The organism is Faecalimonas sp. LCP19S3_D12, assembly GCF_052121495.1.
GTDB lineage: Bacteria > Bacillota > Clostridia > Lachnospirales > Lachnospiraceae > Faecalimonas.
On record NZ_JBQKED010000031.1, the window covers coordinates 21674 to 40546 of the forward strand.

At 41.0% G+C, this 18873-nt stretch carries 19 protein-coding genes; 17 read left to right on the plus strand and 2 right to left on the minus strand.

Going from position 1 to position 18873, the window contains the following annotated elements; all coding sequences use genetic code 11:
• The first annotated feature begins 11 nt into the window (after nt 1-11).
• The 6 genes from ACTQXY_RS10340 (at nt 12) to thiI (ending at nt 6169) form a co-directional block, all read left to right on the plus strand.
• The gene (locus ACTQXY_RS10340) at nt 12-1202 is read left to right on the plus strand and encodes a cation:dicarboxylate symporter family transporter (RefSeq protein WP_441659378.1); all 1191 of its coding nucleotides are present in this window, start codon (nt 12-14) and stop codon (nt 1200-1202) included.
• A 202-nt stretch (nt 1203-1404) separates the two neighbouring features.
• A complete protein-coding gene (locus tag ACTQXY_RS10345) occupies nt 1405-1968 on the plus strand; it encodes a manganese efflux pump (RefSeq protein WP_441659379.1) in 564 nt (187 codons plus the stop codon).
• Nucleotides 1969-2043: 75 nt separating this feature from the next.
• On the plus strand, nt 2044-2997 hold the full coding sequence (gene prmA / locus ACTQXY_RS10350; protein ID WP_441659380.1) for a 50S ribosomal protein L11 methyltransferase: 954 nt from the start codon (nt 2044-2046) through the stop codon (nt 2995-2997).
• Between the two features lie 10 nt (nt 2998-3007).
• Complete coding sequence (locus ACTQXY_RS10355; RefSeq protein ID WP_441659381.1) at nt 3008-3745, plus strand: 16S rRNA (uracil(1498)-N(3))-methyltransferase; 738 nt, start codon at nt 3008-3010, stop codon at nt 3743-3745.
• A gap of 42 nt (nt 3746-3787) precedes the next feature.
• The gene (locus ACTQXY_RS10360; RefSeq protein WP_441659382.1) at nt 3788-4945 is read left to right on the plus strand and encodes an IscS subfamily cysteine desulfurase; all 1158 of its coding nucleotides are present in this window, start codon (nt 3788-3790) and stop codon (nt 4943-4945) included.
• 39 nt (nt 4946-4984) lie between these two features.
• A complete protein-coding gene (thiI, locus tag ACTQXY_RS10365; protein WP_441659383.1) occupies nt 4985-6169 on the plus strand; it encodes a tRNA uracil 4-sulfurtransferase ThiI in 1185 nt (394 codons plus the stop codon).
• A gap of 97 nt (nt 6170-6266) precedes the next feature.
• Here the strand turns inward: thiI and ACTQXY_RS10370 are convergent, their stop codons facing one another.
• Nucleotides 6267-6500 (minus strand): HPr family phosphocarrier protein, encoded by a 234-nt coding sequence (locus ACTQXY_RS10370; RefSeq protein WP_004611402.1) that lies wholly within the window; start codon nt 6498-6500, stop codon nt 6267-6269.
• A 137-nt stretch (nt 6501-6637) separates the two neighbouring features.
• On the opposite strand from ACTQXY_RS10370, the gene mtaB reads away from it, so the two are divergent.
• The 8 genes from mtaB (at nt 6638) to ACTQXY_RS10410 (ending at nt 13109) form a co-directional block, all read left to right on the plus strand.
• Nucleotides 6638-7930, plus strand: coding sequence for a tRNA (N(6)-L-threonylcarbamoyladenosine(37)-C(2))-methylthiotransferase MtaB (gene mtaB, locus ACTQXY_RS10375; protein ID WP_441659384.1), 1293 nt, complete (start codon nt 6638-6640; stop codon nt 7928-7930).
• A gap of 57 nt (nt 7931-7987) precedes the next feature.
• A complete protein-coding gene (locus ACTQXY_RS10380; RefSeq protein ID WP_004611400.1) occupies nt 7988-8251 on the plus strand; it encodes an IreB family regulatory phosphoprotein in 264 nt (87 codons plus the stop codon).
• A gap of 7 nt (nt 8252-8258) precedes the next feature.
• Nucleotides 8259-8690, plus strand: coding sequence for a Holliday junction resolvase RuvX (gene ruvX, locus ACTQXY_RS10385; protein ID WP_441659385.1), 432 nt, complete (start codon nt 8259-8261; stop codon nt 8688-8690).
• Nucleotides 8691-8716: 26 nt separating this feature from the next.
• Entirely contained in the window at nt 8717-8977 is a 261-nt protein-coding gene (locus tag ACTQXY_RS10390) for a DUF1292 domain-containing protein (protein WP_441659386.1), read from the plus strand.
• A gap of 27 nt (nt 8978-9004) precedes the next feature.
• Nucleotides 9005-9472 (plus strand): Fur family transcriptional regulator, encoded by a 468-nt coding sequence (locus ACTQXY_RS10395; protein WP_441659387.1) that lies wholly within the window; start codon nt 9005-9007, stop codon nt 9470-9472.
• A gap of 19 nt (nt 9473-9491) precedes the next feature.
• Nucleotides 9492-11156 (plus strand): ribonuclease J, encoded by a 1665-nt coding sequence (locus ACTQXY_RS10400; RefSeq protein WP_441659388.1) that lies wholly within the window; start codon nt 9492-9494, stop codon nt 11154-11156.
• A 72-nt stretch (nt 11157-11228) separates the two neighbouring features.
• Nucleotides 11229-11879 carry a class I SAM-dependent methyltransferase gene (locus ACTQXY_RS10405; RefSeq protein WP_441659389.1) on the plus strand — a complete coding sequence of 217 codons (651 nt, stop codon included), beginning with the start codon at nt 11229-11231 and terminating at the stop codon, nt 11877-11879.
• Between the two features lie 3 nt (nt 11880-11882).
• Nucleotides 11883-13109 (plus strand): U32 family peptidase C-terminal domain-containing protein, encoded by a 1227-nt coding sequence (locus ACTQXY_RS10410; RefSeq protein WP_441659390.1) that lies wholly within the window; start codon nt 11883-11885, stop codon nt 13107-13109.
• Nucleotides 13110-13138: 29 nt separating this feature from the next.
• Here ACTQXY_RS10410 and sigK read toward each other — a convergent pair whose 3' ends face one another.
• Nucleotides 13139-13756 carry an RNA polymerase sporulation sigma factor SigK gene (gene sigK / locus ACTQXY_RS10415; RefSeq protein WP_441659391.1) on the minus strand — a complete coding sequence of 206 codons (618 nt, stop codon included), beginning with the start codon at nt 13754-13756 and terminating at the stop codon, nt 13139-13141.
• Nucleotides 13757-13967: 211 nt separating this feature from the next.
• On the opposite strand from sigK, the gene ACTQXY_RS10420 reads away from it, so the two are divergent.
• From ACTQXY_RS10420 to topA, 3 genes are read left to right on the plus strand one after another with little or no spacing between them, the layout of a single operon-like run.
• Nucleotides 13968-15494: a YifB family Mg chelatase-like AAA ATPase gene (locus tag ACTQXY_RS10420; RefSeq protein ID WP_441659392.1), complete on the plus strand. Its 1527-nt coding sequence runs from the start codon at nt 13968-13970 to the stop codon at nt 15492-15494.
• Nucleotides 15495-15498: 4 nt separating this feature from the next.
• A complete protein-coding gene (gene dprA, locus ACTQXY_RS10425; protein ID WP_441659393.1) occupies nt 15499-16575 on the plus strand; it encodes a DNA-processing protein DprA in 1077 nt (358 codons plus the stop codon).
• Nucleotides 16576-16601: 26 nt separating this feature from the next.
• The gene (gene topA / locus ACTQXY_RS10430; protein WP_441659394.1) at nt 16602-18668 is read left to right on the plus strand and encodes a type I DNA topoisomerase; all 2067 of its coding nucleotides are present in this window, start codon (nt 16602-16604) and stop codon (nt 18666-18668) included.
• Nucleotides 18669-18873 lie beyond the last annotated feature (205 nt).

An 18873-nucleotide genomic window follows, 5' to 3' on the forward strand; every position in this document is an offset into this window, starting at 1 on the left:
GGAAAGCGTTTATGAAAAAAATAGTTGGAAGCCTGCCTTTTAAACTTGTTCTTGGAGTTGTGATTGGCATTTTAGTCGGACAGGTGGCAAATGGAGGTGTTATGAATGTTGTGGTTACGATCAAGTACATTCTGAATCAGGTGATCAATTTCTGTGTTCCTTTGATCATCATCGGATTTATCGCTCCGTCTATTACAAAACTGGGGAACAATGCGTCAAAAATGCTTGGTGTAGCTCTGGTGCTGGCATATGTTTCTTCGCTTGGCGCGGCGTTGTTTTCGATGGCGGCAGGATATGGTCTGATTCCGCATTTGTCCATTGATGCAAATGTAGAAGGGTTAAAAGAGCTTCCGGAAATCGTATTCCAGCTTGATATTCCTCAGATTATGCCGGTTATGAGTGCGCTCGTATTTTCTGTGTTGATTGGACTTGCGGCGACATGGACAAAAGCGAAGACAATCACGACTGTTTTGGAGGAGTTTCAAAAAATTGTGTTGGATATCGTGACAAAAATTGTCATTCCGATTCTTCCGATTTTTATCGGATTTACTTTCTGTGCATTGTCGTATGAAGGAACGATTACAAAACAGCTTCCGGTATTTATTCAGGTTGTGCTGATTGTTATGAACGGTCATTTTATCTGGATGGCATTGTTGTATGTGCTGGCAGGAATTTATTCAGGAGAAAATCCGTGGACAGTTGTAAAAAACTATGGATCTGCATATATTACGGCAGTTGGAACAATGTCTTCGGCAGCGACGCTTGCAGTGGCGCTTCGCTGTGCAAAAAAATCAGAATCACTTCGTGATGACATGGTAGATTTCGGGGTTCCGCTGTTTGCCAATATCCATCTGTGTGGCTCGGTTCTGACAGAAGTTTTCTTTGTGATGACAGTGTCAAAAATCTTATATGGGAATATTCCATCGCTTGGGACAATGCTGTTATTCTGTGTACTGCTTGGTGTATTTGCAATCGGAGCGCCGGGAGTTCCGGGAGGAACGGTTATGGCATCTCTTGGATTGATCACGGGAGTGCTTGGGTTTGACGAGACAGGAACGGCACTGATGCTTACGATTTTTGCACTGCAGGATAGCTTTGGAACAGCCTGCAATGTAACCGGTGACGGAGCGTTGACACTGATGCTGACAGGATATGCGAAGAAACATCACGTAGAAAAACAGACCATTTCTGTTGATTTATAGGCTTGACAAGTGCAGTGAGACTTCCTATAATGTTCAGAGACGATAAGGGAGTAGTTAGCGTAATTACGTAGTATTGTCAACATACTGACAGTTTGACTGTCTGGCATTACTTTAAATAATGAGACTTATCCGTAGATATAAGGCTACGGGTAGGTCTTTTTGTTTGGAGTAATTGCAAGGAAACGAAAAGGAGAAAAGGGAAATGGGTATTGTAGAATTATTTTTAATTGCGGTAGGATTATCGATGGATGCATTTGCGGTTGCAGTCTGTAAAGGGCTGGCAATGAAAAAATGTACGTGGGCGAAAGCGGGAATCGTAGGTCTGTATTTTGGAGTGTTTCAGGCTGGAATGCCGTTGAACGGATATGTTTTGGGCGTACAGTTTAAAGACTTTATCACATCAATCGACCACTGGATTGCGTTCATCCTTCTTGGGATTATCGGATTTAATATGGTGCGAGAGTCAAGAGAAGAGGAATGCGAGACGGCAAGCGAAGCGCTGGATGTGAAGACGATGATAGGACTTGCGGTTGCGACGAGCATTGATGCGCTGGCAGTCGGAGTGACATTTGCATTTCTTCAGGTGAAAATCGTGCCGGCAGTCAGCTTTATCGGAGTGACTACATTTATCATCTCGGTGGCAGGTGTGAAGATCGGGAATATCTTCGGGGCAAAGTACAAATCAAAAGCAGAACTTGCAGGAGGAATCATTCTGATTTTGATGGGAGTGAAAATATTGTTGGAGCATTTGGGATTCTTGGGATAATCAGAATCCCTTTTCGTTGCGTTTTTTTAGAATATTTGTTATACTTCTAAAAGATTAAGAAGAGGTGAACAGAAAATGAAATGGAATAAATTTAGATTGAAAACAACGACAGAAAGCGAAGATATCGTTAGCAGTATGCTGATGGATCTTGGAATTCAGGGCATTGAGATTGAGGACAAGATTCCGTTGACACAGTCTGATAAAGAGCAGATGTTTGTGGATATCCTTCCGGAGATTGAAGCAGATGACGGTGTTGCGTACATTAGTTTTTATCTGGAAGAGGACGAGGACAAAGAAGAGGTTCTTGCGAATGTAAAAAAAGAGTTGGAAGAGATGCGGGCATATGCGAATGTGGGGGCGTGTACCATTGAAGAATCACAGACTGAAGATGTGGATTGGGTCAACAATTGGAAGCAGTACTTCCACCAATTTTATGTGGATGATGTGCTCATCATTCCGTCGTGGGAAGAGGTGAAACCGGAGGATGAGGAGAAGATGATCATTCACATCGATCCGGGAACTGCGTTTGGAACAGGAATGCATGAGACAACACAACTTTGTATCCGCCAGATTCGCAAATACGTGACACCGGATACGACAATTTTAGATGTAGGATGCGGAAGCGGGATTCTTGGAATGCTCGCCTTAAAATTCGGGGCAAAATATTCGGTTGGAACGGATTTGGACCCATGCGCTATCGATGCGACTTATGAGAACATGGAAGTAAACGGAATTACAAAGGAACAGTATGAAGTCATGATCGGAAATATCATCGATGACAAAGAAGTGCAGGATAAAGTTGGATATGAAAAATATGATATTGTCGTGGCGAATATTCTTGCAGATGTATTAGTTCCGCTTACACCTGTTATCTTACATCAGTTAAAGACAGGCGGCATTTATATCACAAGTGGAATTATCGATGCAAAAGAAGAGACAGTCGTGAAGGCGGTGAAAGAAGCAGGACTTGAAGTTTTGGAAGTGACATATCAGGGCGAATGGGTATCCGTGACGGCGAGAAAAAATTAGGAGAATCATTATGCATCAGTTTTTTGTGACACCTATGCAGGTGAAAGAGGATCATATCTATATAGAAGGTCTGGATGTGAATCATATTAAAAATGTGCTCCGCATGAAAGTGGGCGAAGCGTTAAAAGTCAGTGACGGAAATAACCGAAAGTATCTCTGTGAGATTGAGTCAATGACGGCACAACAGGTTTGTGTCCGGATTGTAGAAGAACAGCAGGTGGATACGGAGTTACCGTCAAAAATATATCTTTTTCAGGGACTTCCGAAAAGCGATAAGATGGAATTGATCGTACAAAAAGCGGTGGAACTTGGAGCCTATGAGATTATACCGGTCGCAACAAAACGTGCGGTTGTAAAGCTCGACGAGAAAAAGGCGCTAAAGAAAGTGGAGCGCTGGAGAGGCATTGCAGAAAGCGGAGCAAAGCAGTCCGGGCGCAACGTGATCCCGAAAGTGACAAATGTGATGTCTTATAAAGACGCTCTGACATATGCGAGGGGATTGGATGTCCTTCTCATTCCATATGAACTTGCAGAGGGAATGAAAGAGACAAAGCAGGTGATAGAGGAAATCAAAAGAGGACAATCCGTCGGTATTTTTATTGGACCGGAAGGTGGATTTGAGACGCAGGAAGTAGAGGATGCCATTGCAAATGGAGCGAGAGCCATCACACTTGGCAAGCGGATTCTGAGAACGGAGACAGCAGGTCTTACGACACTGTCAATTTTGATGTATCACTTGGAAGAGTGATGACATAACTTATATAGTAAGAAAGAAAAACAGGAGAAGATCATGGAAGTTTATTTGGACAATTCTGCAACTACAAAATGTTATGAGAGTGTCAGAGAGATTGTAGGAAAAGTAATGTGTGAAGATTACGGCAATCCGTCTTCAATGCACAAAAAGGGAGTAGATGCAGAAAAATATATAAAAGAGTCAAAAGAGACATTGGCGAAGCTTTTAAAAGTGCAGGAGAAAGAGATTTACTTTACTTCCGGAGGGACAGAGAGTGACAATCTGGCTCTGATTGGCTGTGCAAGAGCCAATCACAGAGCGGGAAAACATCTGATCACATCTTCTATCGAGCATCCGGCAATCTTAAATACGATGCATTATCTGGAGGAGGAAGAAGGATTTCGAGTGACCTTCCTGCCGGTGGATAAGGATGGCAGAATCCGTTTGGATGCATTGAAAGAGGCACTTTGCGAGGATACCATTCTCGTGTCCGTCATGTATGTGAATAATGAGGTTGGTTCCGTGCAGCCGATCGAGGAAGCAGTGCAGATTGTGAAGAATTATAATAAAAACATTCTGTTCCATGTGGATGCGGTTCAGGGATTTGGGAAATACCGTATTTTTCCAAAGAGAATCGGAGTGGATATGATGTCGGTGAGCGGACATAAAATCCACGGACCAAAAGGAATCGGAGCGCTTTACATCAATGAAAAAGTAAAGATTAAACCAATTGTATTTGGTGGCGAACAGCAGAAAAATGTCCGCTCTGGTACGGAGAATGTTCCGGGAATTGCCGGACTTGGCGTTGCGGCAAAAGAGATTTATACCAATCTGGAACAAAAAGTGGAGACGATGAGGTCGCTTAAGAATTACTTTATAGACGGAATTGCAAAGATTGAGAACACGGCGATTCACGGACGAACCGATGAGACGAGCGCGCCGCATATTGTCAGTGTGGGATTTGCGGGAATTAGAAGTGAGGTACTATTGCATACGTTGGAAGAGAAAGGAATTTATGTATCTTCCGGATCTGCATGTGCATCAAATCATCCGGCAATCAGCGGTGTACTAAAAGGAATTGGAGCGGGAACAGAATATTTGGACGCGACACTTCGATTTAGTTTTTCTGAATTTACAACAAAAGAAGAAATTGACTATACATTGGAAACACTATATAATTGTGTACCGATGCTTCGAAAGTATACAAGACACTAAGAAATGTTGGAACAAGACAAAAGAGAGGAAAATAAACGTATGATGTTTCAGGCTTTTTTGATAAAATATGGAGAAATTGGAATTAAGGGAAAGAACCGTTATCTGTTTGAAGATGCATTGATCAGACAGATGAAGTTCTCCCTTCAGGATGTGGAAGGAGAATTTCACATTCACAAATCACAGGGCAGAATTTATGTAGACTGTGAAGGATATTATGACTATGAGGAGACGGTGGATGCACTGAAAAGAGTGTTTGGAATCGTTGGGATTTGTCCGGTTGTTCATGTGGAAGACAAAGGATTTGAGGAACTGAAAAGAGAAGTTGTAGATTACATGGATAAGATGTATCCGGATAAAAATACGACATTCAAAGTGGAAGCGAGACGTGGAAAGAAAAGCTATCCGAAGAATTCTATGGAGATTAACTGTGATTTGGGAGAAGCAATCTTAGATGCATTTCCGGAGATTCGTGTCGATGTGCACAAACCGGCGATTAAATTAAATGTAGAGATTCGAGAGAAGATTTATATCTATTCTGAGATTATTCCAGGACCGGGAGGAATGCCGGTTGGAACAAACGGGAAAGCGATGTTGCTATTGTCAGGCGGTATCGACAGTCCGGTGGCAGGCTATATGGTATCAAAACGTGGAGTTGCGCTGGAGGCGACATATTTCCATGCACCGCCGTATACAAGTGAACGTGCAAAACAAAAAGTAGTAGATCTGGCAAAACTGGTATCTAAATATTCAGGACCGATCAAGCTGAATATTGTCAACTTTACAGATATTCAGTTGTATATTTATGAAAAGTGCCCGCATGATGAGCTGACAATTATTATGAGAAGATATATGATGCGAATCGCAGAGCATTTCGCAAAAGAGAGCGGATGTTTGGGATTGATCACAGGAGAAAGTATTGGACAAGTGGCGAGTCAGACAATGCAGAGTCTTGCTGCGACAAACGATGTGTGCACTCTTCCGGTATATCGTCCGGTTATTGGATTTGATAAACAGGAAATTGTAGGAATTGCAGAAAAAATTGATACATTTGAAACTTCAATCTTACCGTTTGAAGACTGTTGTACAATTTTTGTCGCAAAACATCCGGTGACAAAACCGAACATTAATATCATTAGACGCTCAGAAGAAAATCTGGCGGAGAAGATTGATGAATTATTTGAGACTGCAGTCAATACAGTGGAGACGATTGTTGTCAAACCTTAGATAAAATGTGGCAGTTCCGGCATGAAAGTTTGAAATAACGGAACTGCCATAAAAAAGATGCCCTGCCAAAGGCGGAGCATCTTTGTCAATCCGATTATTATACTGTGTATGCAGATAATACTTCCATGATAGTATCTAAGTTAGCGTTATCAGCATGAATGTTTAAGGTGATCGGTTTAGATAAATCTAAGCTAAAGATTCCCATGATTGATTTTGCGTCGATAACATATCTTCCAGATACAAGATCAAAATCAGAATCAAATTTGCTGATATCATTTACAAATGATTTTACTTTGTCGATTGAATTTAAAGAAATATCTACTGTTTTCATTAGAAAAAACCTCCTTGAATTTTGTTTTGTTCTATGACTATCTTAAAATGGATGGACACAAAAGTCAAGAAATAAATTGCCAAAGAAAACTGCAACATTTTCGGCAAATTAAACATATATATAGAAAGGAAAAGAATATGAAAAAGGCAGCATTACATAATTTAGGATGTAAAGTAAATGCATATGAGACGGAAGCAATGCAGCAGCTTTTGGAGGAAAATGGATATGAGATCGTGCCGTTTAAAGAAGGCGCGGATGTGTATATTATCAATACTTGTACTGTGACTAACATGGCAGACAGAAAGTCCCGTCAGATGCTTCACCGTGCAAAAAAGATGAATCCGGATGCAATTGTAGTTGCGGCAGGATGTTATGTGCAGGCAAAAGAAGCAAGCGGAGAGATTGATGAGAGTATTGATATCGTTATCGGGAATAATAAAAAGAAAGATCTGATTCAGATTCTGGATGCATTTTATGAGGAAAAGCAAGGTCAAAATAAGGCTGTAATTGACATTAATCATACACACGAATATGAGCGGATGCACTTGAAAAAAACAGCAGAACACACAAGAGCATACATTAAAGTACAGGATGGATGCAATCAATTTTGCACCTACTGTATCATTCCGTTTGCGAGAGGAAGAGTGCGAAGTCGTGCGAAAGAGGATGTAGTTCGGGAAGTGACAGAACTTGCGGCAAATGGCTATCAGGAAGTTGTATTGACTGGAATTCACTTGAGCTCTTATGGCGTAGATTTAGAAAACGAGAATTTGCTTTCTCTGATTTTGTCAGTAAATGAGATTGAAGGCATTAAAAGGATTCGTCTTGGTTCATTAGAACCGCGTATTATTACAGAGGATTTTGTGAAAACGATTTCGGGTCTTGAAAAGCTATGTCCTCATTTTCATCTTTCACTGCAAAGCGGATGTGATGATACACTTCGCCGCATGAATCGAAGATATACTTCTGAGGAATATTATGAAAAATGCAAGTTGCTCCGCAAATATTTTGTAAAACCGGCTCTTACAACAGATGTGATTGTAGGATTTCCGGGAGAAACAGAAGAAGAATTTGAAAAATCAAAAGCGTTTATCGACAAAGTAGACTTTTATGAGACGCATATTTTTAAATATTCAAAACGGGAAGGCACAAAAGCAGCAGTGATGGAAAACCAGATTCCGGAGCAGGAGAAAGCGACACGAAGCAATGTATTGCTTGCATTGGATCAAAAAAAGCGGGGAAAATATGAAGAACAGTTTGTTGGAACTACGGTACAAGTTTTGATGGAAGAACAAGTGGAGATCGGTGGAGAGACCTATCAGGTAGGACATACAAAAGAGTATGTGAAAGTTGCATTAAAGACAGGAGAGAATTTGCAGAATCAGTTGGTAGATGTCCAAATTGATAATCATTCACAAATTATTCATTGAATTTTACTAAAAATTATATTAGAATAGAAAGTGAAGTAAACAAAAGGACGTGAGCAAATGAGTGAATTAAGTAACACACAATTTTTTCAAGTAGGGAACGCACCACAAATTCAGGCAAAAGAAATTCTTGAAATTGTGTATAAAGCTCTGCGGGAAAAAGGATACAATCCGGTGAATCAGATTGTTGGCTACATTATGTCTGGAGATCCTACATATATTACAAGTCATAATGGGGCAAGAAGTTTGATCATGAAGATGGAACGAGATGAATTGGTAGAAGAGATGCTGAAGTCGTATATTGAGCATCATTCTTGGGAATAAAATAATTATGAGAGTGATGGGATTAGATTATGGCTCGAAGACAGTGGGAGTGGCGGTAAGCGATCCACTTGGAATTACAGCTCAGGGAATAGAGACAATTCATCGGAAAGCGGAGAACAAGTTACGGCAGACGCTTGCTCGTATTGAAGAATTGGCGAAAGAATACGAAGTGGACAAACTTGTGCTTGGCTTTCCAAAGCATATGAATAATACAATAGGTGATCGTGCGGAAAAATCTTTGGAATTAAAAGCGATGCTGGAGAGACGGACAGGTCTTCCGGTTATTATGTGGGATGAACGTCTGACGACTTTAGAGGCAGAACGGACATTGATTGAAAGTAAAGTAAGACGCGAAGACCGGAAAAAATATGTGGACAAGATAGCGGCAGTTTTTATATTGCAGGGATATTTGGATTCAGTTCGTATGAATCACGAATAAGAGGAAAGAATTCTTAAGGAGAGTTTATGGAAAAAATTAAATTTGTGTTTGATGACACAAAAGATGAAGTAGAGTTTTTTGTGCTGGAACAGACAAAAGTAAATGGAAATTCGTATATTTTAGTAACGGATTCCGAAGAAGATGAGGCGGAGTGTCTTATTTTAAAGGATACAAGTGCGGCAGAAGACGTGGAGAGTCTCTATGAAGTGGTAGAAGACGAAACTGAGCTTATGGGAGTACTGAAAGTATTCGAGGAACTATTAGAAGATATTGATATTGATATGTAACAGATGGCTGCATTTTGAGGAGACACTATGTCAATTAACCAGGAAAAGTTTAAAGAAATGTTAAAAGCCAAGGGATTGAAGGTGACGAATCAGAGATTAGTTGTTTTAAAAGTATTGGATAAGCATCGAGATATCCATATGGCAGCAGAAGATATTTATAAATTAGTGAAAGCAGAATGTCCGGATATCGGACTTGCTACAGTGTATAGAACGGTACAGTTGTTGTTAGAGATGCAATTGGTGGATCGAATTAATTTAGATGACGGATGTGTACGGTATGAGATCGGACATTTGGTGGATGGAGAGTCGAAGCATACACATCATCATTTGATTTGTAGAGATTGCGGAAAGGTGTTGTCATTTAACGATGATCTTTTGGAAGAATTAGAAAACCATATAGAAAGAATGATGGGATTCCGTGTGTTAGACCACGAATTGAAATTCTATGGACAATGTAAGGACTGCGTCAAAAAAAGTGCGGAAAAAGTTACATAAAACACATGGAGGTGTAAATTTGAAAAGAGAAAGTAACTCAAAATTGAAAATCATTCCACTCGGCGGTTTAGAGCAGATTGGAATGAATATTACTGCCTTTGAATATGAAGACAGTATTATTATTGTGGATTGCGGCTTAGCATTCCCGGAAGATGATATGCTCGGAATTGACCTTGTCATTCCTGATATCACGTATTTAAGAGATAATATTAAAAAAGTAAAAGGATTTGTCATTACACATGGACATGAGGATCATATCGGTGCCTTGCCTTATGTGTTGAAAGATATGAATTTGCCTGTATATGCGACAAAGTTGACGATGGGCATTATTGAGAATAAGTTAAAGGAGCATAACCTGCTTCGCAGTACAAGAAGAAAAGTAGTGCGTCACGGACAGTCAATTAACTTAGGGCAGTTTCGTATTGAATTTATTCGTACGAACCACAGTATTCAGGATGCGGCAGCACTTGCAATTTATTCGCCGGCGGGAACTGTAGTACACACAGGTGACTTTAAGGTAGATTATACACCGGTATTTGGCGATGCCATTGATTTGCAGAGATTTGCAGAGATTGGTAAAAAAGGTGTTTTGGCGATGATGTCAGATAGTACGAATGCAGAGAGACCGGGATTTACGATGTCAGAGCGAACAGTTGGAAAGACATTTGATCAGATATTTGCGGAACACCGTAATACAAGGATTATTATTGCGACATTTGCGTCCAATGTAGACCGAGTACAGCAGATTATTAACTCTGCATATAAGTACGACAGAAAAGTAGTTGTGGAAGGGCGCAGTATGGTCAATATTATCTCAACAGCGTCAGAACTGGGATATCTTCACATTCCGGATAAGACATTGATTGAGATTGATCAGTTGAAAAATTATCCTGATGAGAAGACGGTTCTGATCACGACAGGAAGTCAGGGAGAATCTATGGCGGCGTTGTCACGCATGGCTGCGGACATTCACAAAAAAGTGACGATCAAGCCGGGAGATACTGTTATTTTCAGTTCTAATCCAATTCCGGGGAATGAAAAGGCAGTGTCGCGTGTGATTAATGAATTGTCGCAGAAGGGGGCGGATGTCATTTTTCAGGATGCACATGTATCCGGACATGCCTGTCAGGAAGAATTGAAATTGATTTATTCTTTGTTGAAACCCCAATATGCTATTCCGGTGCATGGAGAATATCGCCATTTGAAGGCAAATGCAAAGTTGGCAGAGAGTCTCGGAATTCCGAAAGAAAATATTTTTATTATACATTCCGGAGATGTGCTTGCTTTGGATGAAAAAGAGGCGAAAGTTATAGATAAAGTGCATACAGGAGCAATTCTGGTCGATGGACTCGGTGTCGGAGATGTGGGAAATATTGTGTTACGCGATCGTCAGCATCTGGCGGAAGATGGTATTTTAATCGTTGTTCTTACGTTAGAAAAGAGAACGAATCAGCTTCTTGCGGGACCGGATATTGTATCCAGAGGATTTGTGTATGTAAGGGAGTCTGAGAGTTTGATGGAAGAGGCAAGACAGGTTCTTCAGGAAGCGCTGGAGAAGTGTCTGACGAACCGAAATGCAGATTGGAGCCGTATTAAGCTTGTGATACGCGATACCATGAATGAATTTATTTGGAAGAGAACGAAGAGAAAACCAATGATTCTTCCGATTATTATGGATGTATAGAATTAGAGAGAAAGGCGGGGAAAGTGACTTCTCCGTCTTTGGTTTCGTTATGAATGGAGAAAGATAAGAGATATGATAGTAGATGAGCGTATGGTGACTTTTATTCATTCGCTGGAGACGGAAAACAGTGAGATACTAGAGACGATCGAGAAGGAAGCACTCGATACTTATGTGCCGATTATCCGAAAGGAGATGCAGAGCTTTTTGAAGGTACTTTTGCGGATCAAAAAGCCGATGCGGATATTGGAGGTCGGAACAGCAGTTGGATTCTCCGCACTTCTGATGAGTGAATATGCTCCTGAGAATTGCAAGATTACAACAATCGAAAAATATGAAAAGAGGATTCCAATCGCCCACGAGAATTTTAAAAGAGCAGGGAAAGAAGAACAGATCACACTGCTTGAGGGGGATGCATTGGAAATCTTAAAATCACTTGATGAGACGTATGATTTTATTTTTATGGATGCGGCGAAAGGGCAGTACATTTATTATATGCCGGAAGTGCTCCGTCTGTTGGAACATGGAGGTGTGCTGGTGTCAGACAATGTGCTGCAAGAGGGAGATATTATTGAGTCCCGGTTTGCGGTGGAACGCAGAAATCGCACGATCCACAGCAGAATGAGAGAATATTTATATGAATTGAAACACCATAAATTATTGGAAACTTCCATTATCCCATTGGGAGATGGAGTAGCAATTAGTACAAAGATAAGAGAGGAATAAAAAATGGCAAGACATCCTGAATTATTAATTCCGGCAAGTAGTCTGGAAGTATTGAAAACAGCAGTCATGTTTGGAGCCGATGCGGTATATATCGGAGGAGAGGCGTTTGGACTTCGCGCAAAAGCAAAGAACTTTTCGATGGAAGATATGCGGGAAGGAATCGCATTTGCCCATGAGCATGATGTGAAAGTGTATGTGACCGCAAATATTTTAGCTCACAATGATGATTTGGAAGGCGTGAGGGAATATTTTCAAGAGTTGAAAGAAATCAAACCGGACGCACTCATTATCGCTGATCCTGCAATTTTTGAGATCGCGGGCGAGATCTGTCCGGAGATAGAGCGTCATATCAGCACGCAGGCGAATAACACAAATTACGGTACATTTAATTTTTGGCATAAGCTTGGCGCAACCCGTGTGGTTACAGCGAGAGAATTGTCTTTGGAGGAAATCAGAGAGATCCGTGCAAATATTCCGGATAATCTGGAGATTGAGACATTTGTACATGGTGCAATGTGTATCTCCTATTCTGGACGTTGTCTTCTGAGCAATTTTATGGTCGGAAGAGATGCGAACCGGGGAGCATGTACACATCCGTGTCGATGGAAATATTCAATCGTAGAGGAGACAAGACCGGGCGAAGTGATGCCAGTGTTTGAAAATGAAAGAGGCACTTATATTTTTAACTCGAAAGATTTGTGCATGATCGAGCATATTCCGGAACTTTTAGAGACCGGAATTGACAGTTTGAAAATTGAAGGTCGTATGAAGACAGCGCTTTATGTGGCGACTGTTGCAAGAACATACCGTAAGGCGATCGACGATTATCAAAAAGATCCAAAGATTTACGAAGAGAATATGTCGTGGTATTTGGAACAGATATCTAATTGCACATATCGTCAGTTCACCACCGGATTTTTCTTTGGAAAGCCGGACGAGACGACACAGATCTATGACAGTAATACCTATGTGAAGGAATATACCTATCTTGGCATTATCGGGGAAGAAAAAGAGGGAACCTATCGGATTGAACAGAGAAATAAATTCTCTGTCGGAGAGATGATCGAGGTGATGAAGCCAAATGGCGACAACATTGAAGTGACTGTAAAGCGGATTCTCACAGAGGACGGAGTAGAGCAGGAAAGTGCGCCACATCCGAAGCAGGTGTTGTATATAGACTTGGGAATCAAAGTGGATGCATATGATATTTTAAGACGACGTGAACCATAAGCAATTGTGACAGTTAAAACTGCGGGATTCTAAAAAAATTCCCGCAGTTTTTCTATTGCACTTTTTTCAATACGAGACACATAGGAACGAGAAATACCAAGCTGAGCGGCAATTTCCCGCTGTGTATACTCCTCATCATCGTAGAGGCCGTATCGCATTTTTAAAACAAGACGTTCACGAGGTGAGAGCTCAGATTCAACTTTTGTATAGAGAGTTTTGATATCCTCTTTGAGAGCAACCTTTGTCTGCGCATCATCGTCGTCAGTTTCTATAATGTCGAAAAGCTGGATTTCATTTCCTTCACGGTCGGTGCCAATGGGTTCATAGAGAGAAATCTCTTTCGACACTTTCTTTTTGCTGCGCAGCATCATCAAGATCTCGTTTTCTATACACCTTGCGGCATAGGTTCCGAGGCGGTTGTTTTTATCCGGATTGAAGGTTGCAACTGCTTTGATTAGTCCGATGGTTCCGATGGAGATCAAATCTTCCGGATCATCATCTAAGTATTGATATTTTTTGATGACGTGGGCGACGAGGCGCAAGTTCCGCTCGATCAAGATGTGTTTCGCCTCAAGGTCACCTTCGATATATTTTTGTATATAGTATTGTTCTTCGGCTGCAGTTAGGGGAGTTGGAAATGATTTCAAGGAAAACACCTCTTAGCGTATTTAATATAATGTATGAGCGGACAAAAATATTTGTGCTTTTCCACTTGTAAATATTGACAATGAATGAGAAGTGTGCAAAAATAAGGACACTATATTTCAGAAGATTTTCTGTCTTCTATAGTAATATCCGGCAGTTCTGCCAGAGATTTCAACTAAGAAAAAAGGAATAAAGAAAGGAGCGTGCAAATGATTGTTTAGCACAGTGTTATCCGCTACACTACAAGGGTTACAGGTAGAGTTTATTGATGTGGAGGCGGATTTAAGCAATGGATTACCGATGTTTCATATGGTGGGCTATTTATCCTCAGAAGTAAAAGAGGCAGGAGAGCGGGTACGAACGGCCATTCGCAATTCGGGGCTTGTGCTTCCGGCGAAGAAGATTGTTGTGAATCTTTCCCCGGCAGATGTCAGAAAGAGAGGTACGGCATTTGACCTTCCGATAGCAGTGGCAATTTTGGCATCACTTGGATTGGTAGGGCAGGAGAGGCTTGCAAAAACGGTTTTTGTCGGGGAGCTAAGCCTTGACGGAAGGGTGAGAAGTGTTCCGGGGATTCTGCCGATTGCCTTGGAGGCGAAAAAGCATGGTTTTCAAGCTTGCGTGGTATCAAAAGAAAATGAAAGTGAAGGAAAGCTTGTCGAGGGAATTGAAGTGATCGGAGTGGAAAATTTAAAAGCGGCATGCGATGTGCTCAATGAGGGCGTTGCTGCAGATCCGACGGAGACAAGAACGATGAGAGATGCAGGAGAGCATACATACGAATTGGATTATCAGGATATCAAAGGGCAAAAGCTTGCAAAGCGAGCGGCGGAGGTGGCAGTTGCCGGAAATCACAATATGTTGATGATCGGACCACCGGGAGCAGGAAAAACAATGATTGCAAAACGGATACCGACGATTTTGCCACCGCTTACAAAAGAAGAAAGCATGGAACTGACGAAGCTTTACAGTATTGTTGGAGGGCTGAATGCGAACAGGCCATTGATTTTGGAGCGACCATTTCGGGAAGTTCATCATACAGCGACAAAGTCTGCGTTGATCGGAGGTGGTTTGATACCTCGGCCGGGAGAGATTAGTCTGGCAGATAAAGGTGTTTTGTTTTTGGATGAGATTGCAGAATTTCAAAAGCCGGTGTTGGAGATGCTAAGACAACCACTTGAGGAACATTTTATAAAAATTATAAGGAATCGAGGTGTGTATCATTTCCCGGCAGAATTTTTGTTGGTGGCAGCCATGAATCCTTGTCCTTGTGGAAACTATCCGAACTTGAATAAATGTCTTTGTACGTCGACTCAGATTCAAGCGTATTTAAGTAAGATCAGCCAGCCGCTATTGGATCGAATTGATATCTGTGTCGAGGCAGAACGAGTGGCTTATGAGGATTTACAGGGAGCCCGTGAAGAGTCTTCAAAGGATATCAGAGAGCGTGTGATCATGGCAAGGGAAAGGCAAAAAGAACGGTACAAAGGGGAAAGTATTACAACAAATTCGCAGTTGAATGCAGAGAAGATAAAGCAATACTGTATTCTTGGAAACGAGGAGGAGAAGATGATGCGGCAGGCGTTTGACAAGCTAAATCTCACAGCGAGAATGTATCATAAAATCCTCTGTGTCGCCAGAACAATTGCAGATTTGGCGGGCGAGGAGAAAATCAGTTTGTCGCATTTGAGAGAGGCAATCGGATACCGGACATTGGATAAAAAATATTGGGGCAGGTGATAACATGAAATACGAATATTGGTTTGCAAATATAAAAGGAATTGGCAATCAGAAAAAGAAAAAAATTCGAGAGCGCTTGGCGAGTGCACAAGAGTTATATTATATAGAAGAAACAGGCTTACAAGAACTTGGAATGGAAGAAAAGGATGCTCAAATTATTCGGAAAAGTATAGAAACATGGGATTTGGAACAAGAATATGAGAGGATGCAACAGAAGAAAATTCAGTTTTATCCGTTTTTTCACAGTGTTTATCCAGAGAAATTAAAACGGATCAGTTCACCTCCATATGCACTGTATGTAAAGGGAAGACTGCCAAAAGAAGACAGGCTTTCAGTAGCGATTGTAGGAGCAAGAGAATGCAGTCCTTATGGGAAAGAATTAACAAAGGAATTTGCGAAGAAACTGGCAAGTGTGGGAGTACAGATTATCAGCGGTATGGCAAAAGGAATTGACGGTGCAGGACAGATTGGAGCATTGGAGGAGGGAGGAGATTCCTATGGGGTTCTGGGCTGCGGGGTAGATATTTGTTACCCTAGAGAACATATCGAACTTTATACGGAACTGGAAAGAAGAGGCGGGCTTTTATCAGAGCAACCAATCGGGACAAAGCCACTGCCACAGTTCTTTCCGGCGAGGAATCGAATCATCAGCGGTATGTCAGATATCGTACTTGTGATGGAGGCGAGAGAAAGAAGTGGATCTTTGATTACAGCAGATATGGCGTTGGAACAGGGAAAAGATATTTATGCACTGCCGGGACCGATAAACAGCCAGTTGAGCAGAGGGTGCAACAGCCTGATTAAACAAGGTGCGGGGGTATTGTTATCGCCGGAGGAGTTCCTAGAAGAATTATCATTTGTTTGTGAAGAAAAGATGAAAAAATTGGAAGAAAATAAAATAGCACTTGAAAGTCCAGAAAATTTGGTGTATAGTTGTCTCGATTTGTATCCAAAGAACTTGAACGAATTGGCAGATATTACAGACATGAAGATAGCGACACTGATGAATGTGTTAGTAAGTTTAGAGTTGCAAGGATATGTTCGTGAAATTTCAAAAAATCATTATATCAGATTGAAATAGAGAGAATCATAGTGGAGGAATTATCAATGGCACGTTATCTTGTAATCGTAGAATCTCCTGCGAAAGTAAAGACAATCAAAAAATTTTTGGGCAGTAATTATGTTGTCACTGCTTCGAATGGGCATGTACGTGATTTGCCAAAGAGCCAGCTTGGAATCGATGTAGAGCATGATTTTGAACCAAAATATATTACCATACGCGGGAAAGGAGACATTCTTGCAAATTTAAGAAAAGAAGTAAAAAAAGCGGATAAAGTATATCTTGCAACTGACCCTGACCGTGAGGGAGAAGCGATTGCATGGCACTTGTCGAAGGCATTAAAGTTAGAAGACAAAAAAATGTATCGGATCAGTTTTAATGAAATTACAAAAAATGCGGTAAAAGCTTCAATCAAAGATGCAAGAGAGATTGATATGAATCTGGTGGATGCACAACAGGCAAGAAGAGCGTTGGACCGTATTGTGGGTTATAAGATCAGTCCGTTACTTTGGGCAAAAGTAAAGCGAGGACTAAGTGCAGGGCGCGTTCAGTCAGTAGCGCTTCGTATCATTGCAGACCGTGAAGAAGAGATCAATGCATTTATTCCGGAAGAATATTGGACTTTAGATGCAAAGATAAAAGTAGAAGGAGAGCGAAAGCCCCTCCTTGCAAAATTTTATGGAACAGATAGAAAAAAAATGATCATCCACTCGAAAGAAGAATTGGAACAGATCATGAAAGTGGTCGAAAGTGCACAATATTACGTAGATGACATCAAAAAGGGTGAGCGGACAAAGAAAGCACCGCTTCCGTTTACGACAAGTACATTACAGCAAGAAGCATCAAAAGTGCTAAATTTTGCAACGCAGAAGACAATGCGAATTGCGCAGCAGCTCTATGAGGGGATCGACATCAAAGGAAGTGGAACGGTCGGTGTAATCACGTATCTCCGTACAGATTCAACAAGAATTTCCGCGGAAGCAGATGCGAATGCAAGAGAATATATTGCACAGAATTATGGAGAGAATTATGTATCGGTGGTGGCAAAAAAGGCAGATGACGGGAAGAAAATTCAGGATGCACATGAAGCAATACGACCGACAGATATTACAAGAACACCGGCAACTTTGAAAGACTCCCTTACAAGGGATCAGTTTCGATTGTATCAGTTGATCTGGAAACGATTTGCGGCAAGTAGAATGAACCCGGCAAAATATGAGACTACATCTATTAAGATTGCAGCTGGGGAGTATCGTTTTTCTGTTGCGGCATCCAAAAATGTATTTGAAGGATTTCGGGCTGTTTATGTGGAATCGGATGAAGAAAAAGAAGAAAACAATGTACTTGTAAAGAGCATAGATAAGGATTCCAAACTTACCAAAGAGGAACTGGAACCAAAGCAGCATTTTACACAGCCTCCGGCACATTACACAGAGGCATCTCTTGTAAAGGCGTTGGAAGAGCTCGGAATCGGGCGGCCAAGTACGTATGCACCGACAATTTCAACGATCATTGCAAGAAGATATGTGGCCAAGGAAAATAAAAATCTTTATATGACAGAGATTGGTGAAGTCGTAAATAATATCATGAAACAATCGTTTCCAAGCATCGTAGATGAGAATTTTACAGCAAATATGGAAGGGCTGCTTGATATGGTTGCAGAAGGAAAAGTTGCATGGAAGTCTGTGATCAGTAATTTCTATCCAGATTTGGAAGAAGCAGTGCAAATAGCTGAAAAAGAGCAGGAAAGTGTCAAGATTGAAGATGAAGTGACGGATGTAATCTGTGAAGAATGTGGAAGAAACATGGTGATTAAATATGGACCACACGGAAGATTTCTTGCCTGCCCGGGATTTCCAGAGTGTAGAAATACAAAACCGTATCTTGAAAAAATCGGTGTACCATGTCCGGTTTGTGGAAAAGATGTGGTTCTTCGAAAGACAAAAAAAGGAAGAAAATATTACGGATGTGAAGATAATCCAACTTGTGAATTTATGTCATGGCAAAAGCCATCTAAGGAGAAATGTCCAAAGTGTGGAAGCTATATGGTGGAAAAAGGCAATAAACTTCTCTGTTCAAATGAAGAATGTGGGTACAAAACAGATATAAAATGATGAAAAAAATGAATGAAATGTTGAAAAAAAATAAATTGTATGATAACATACAACTATACACATGTTTTTTCTGAGTTGTGTGTATGATTAAGTAACTAAGACTTCCCATACCCCAAATGGGACTTGTTCCTTGAAAATTCAATATTTCAGCTAACAAAATAGCGATTTATGCCGCAGTAGCCAGTGGATGGAGTGCATTACGCAG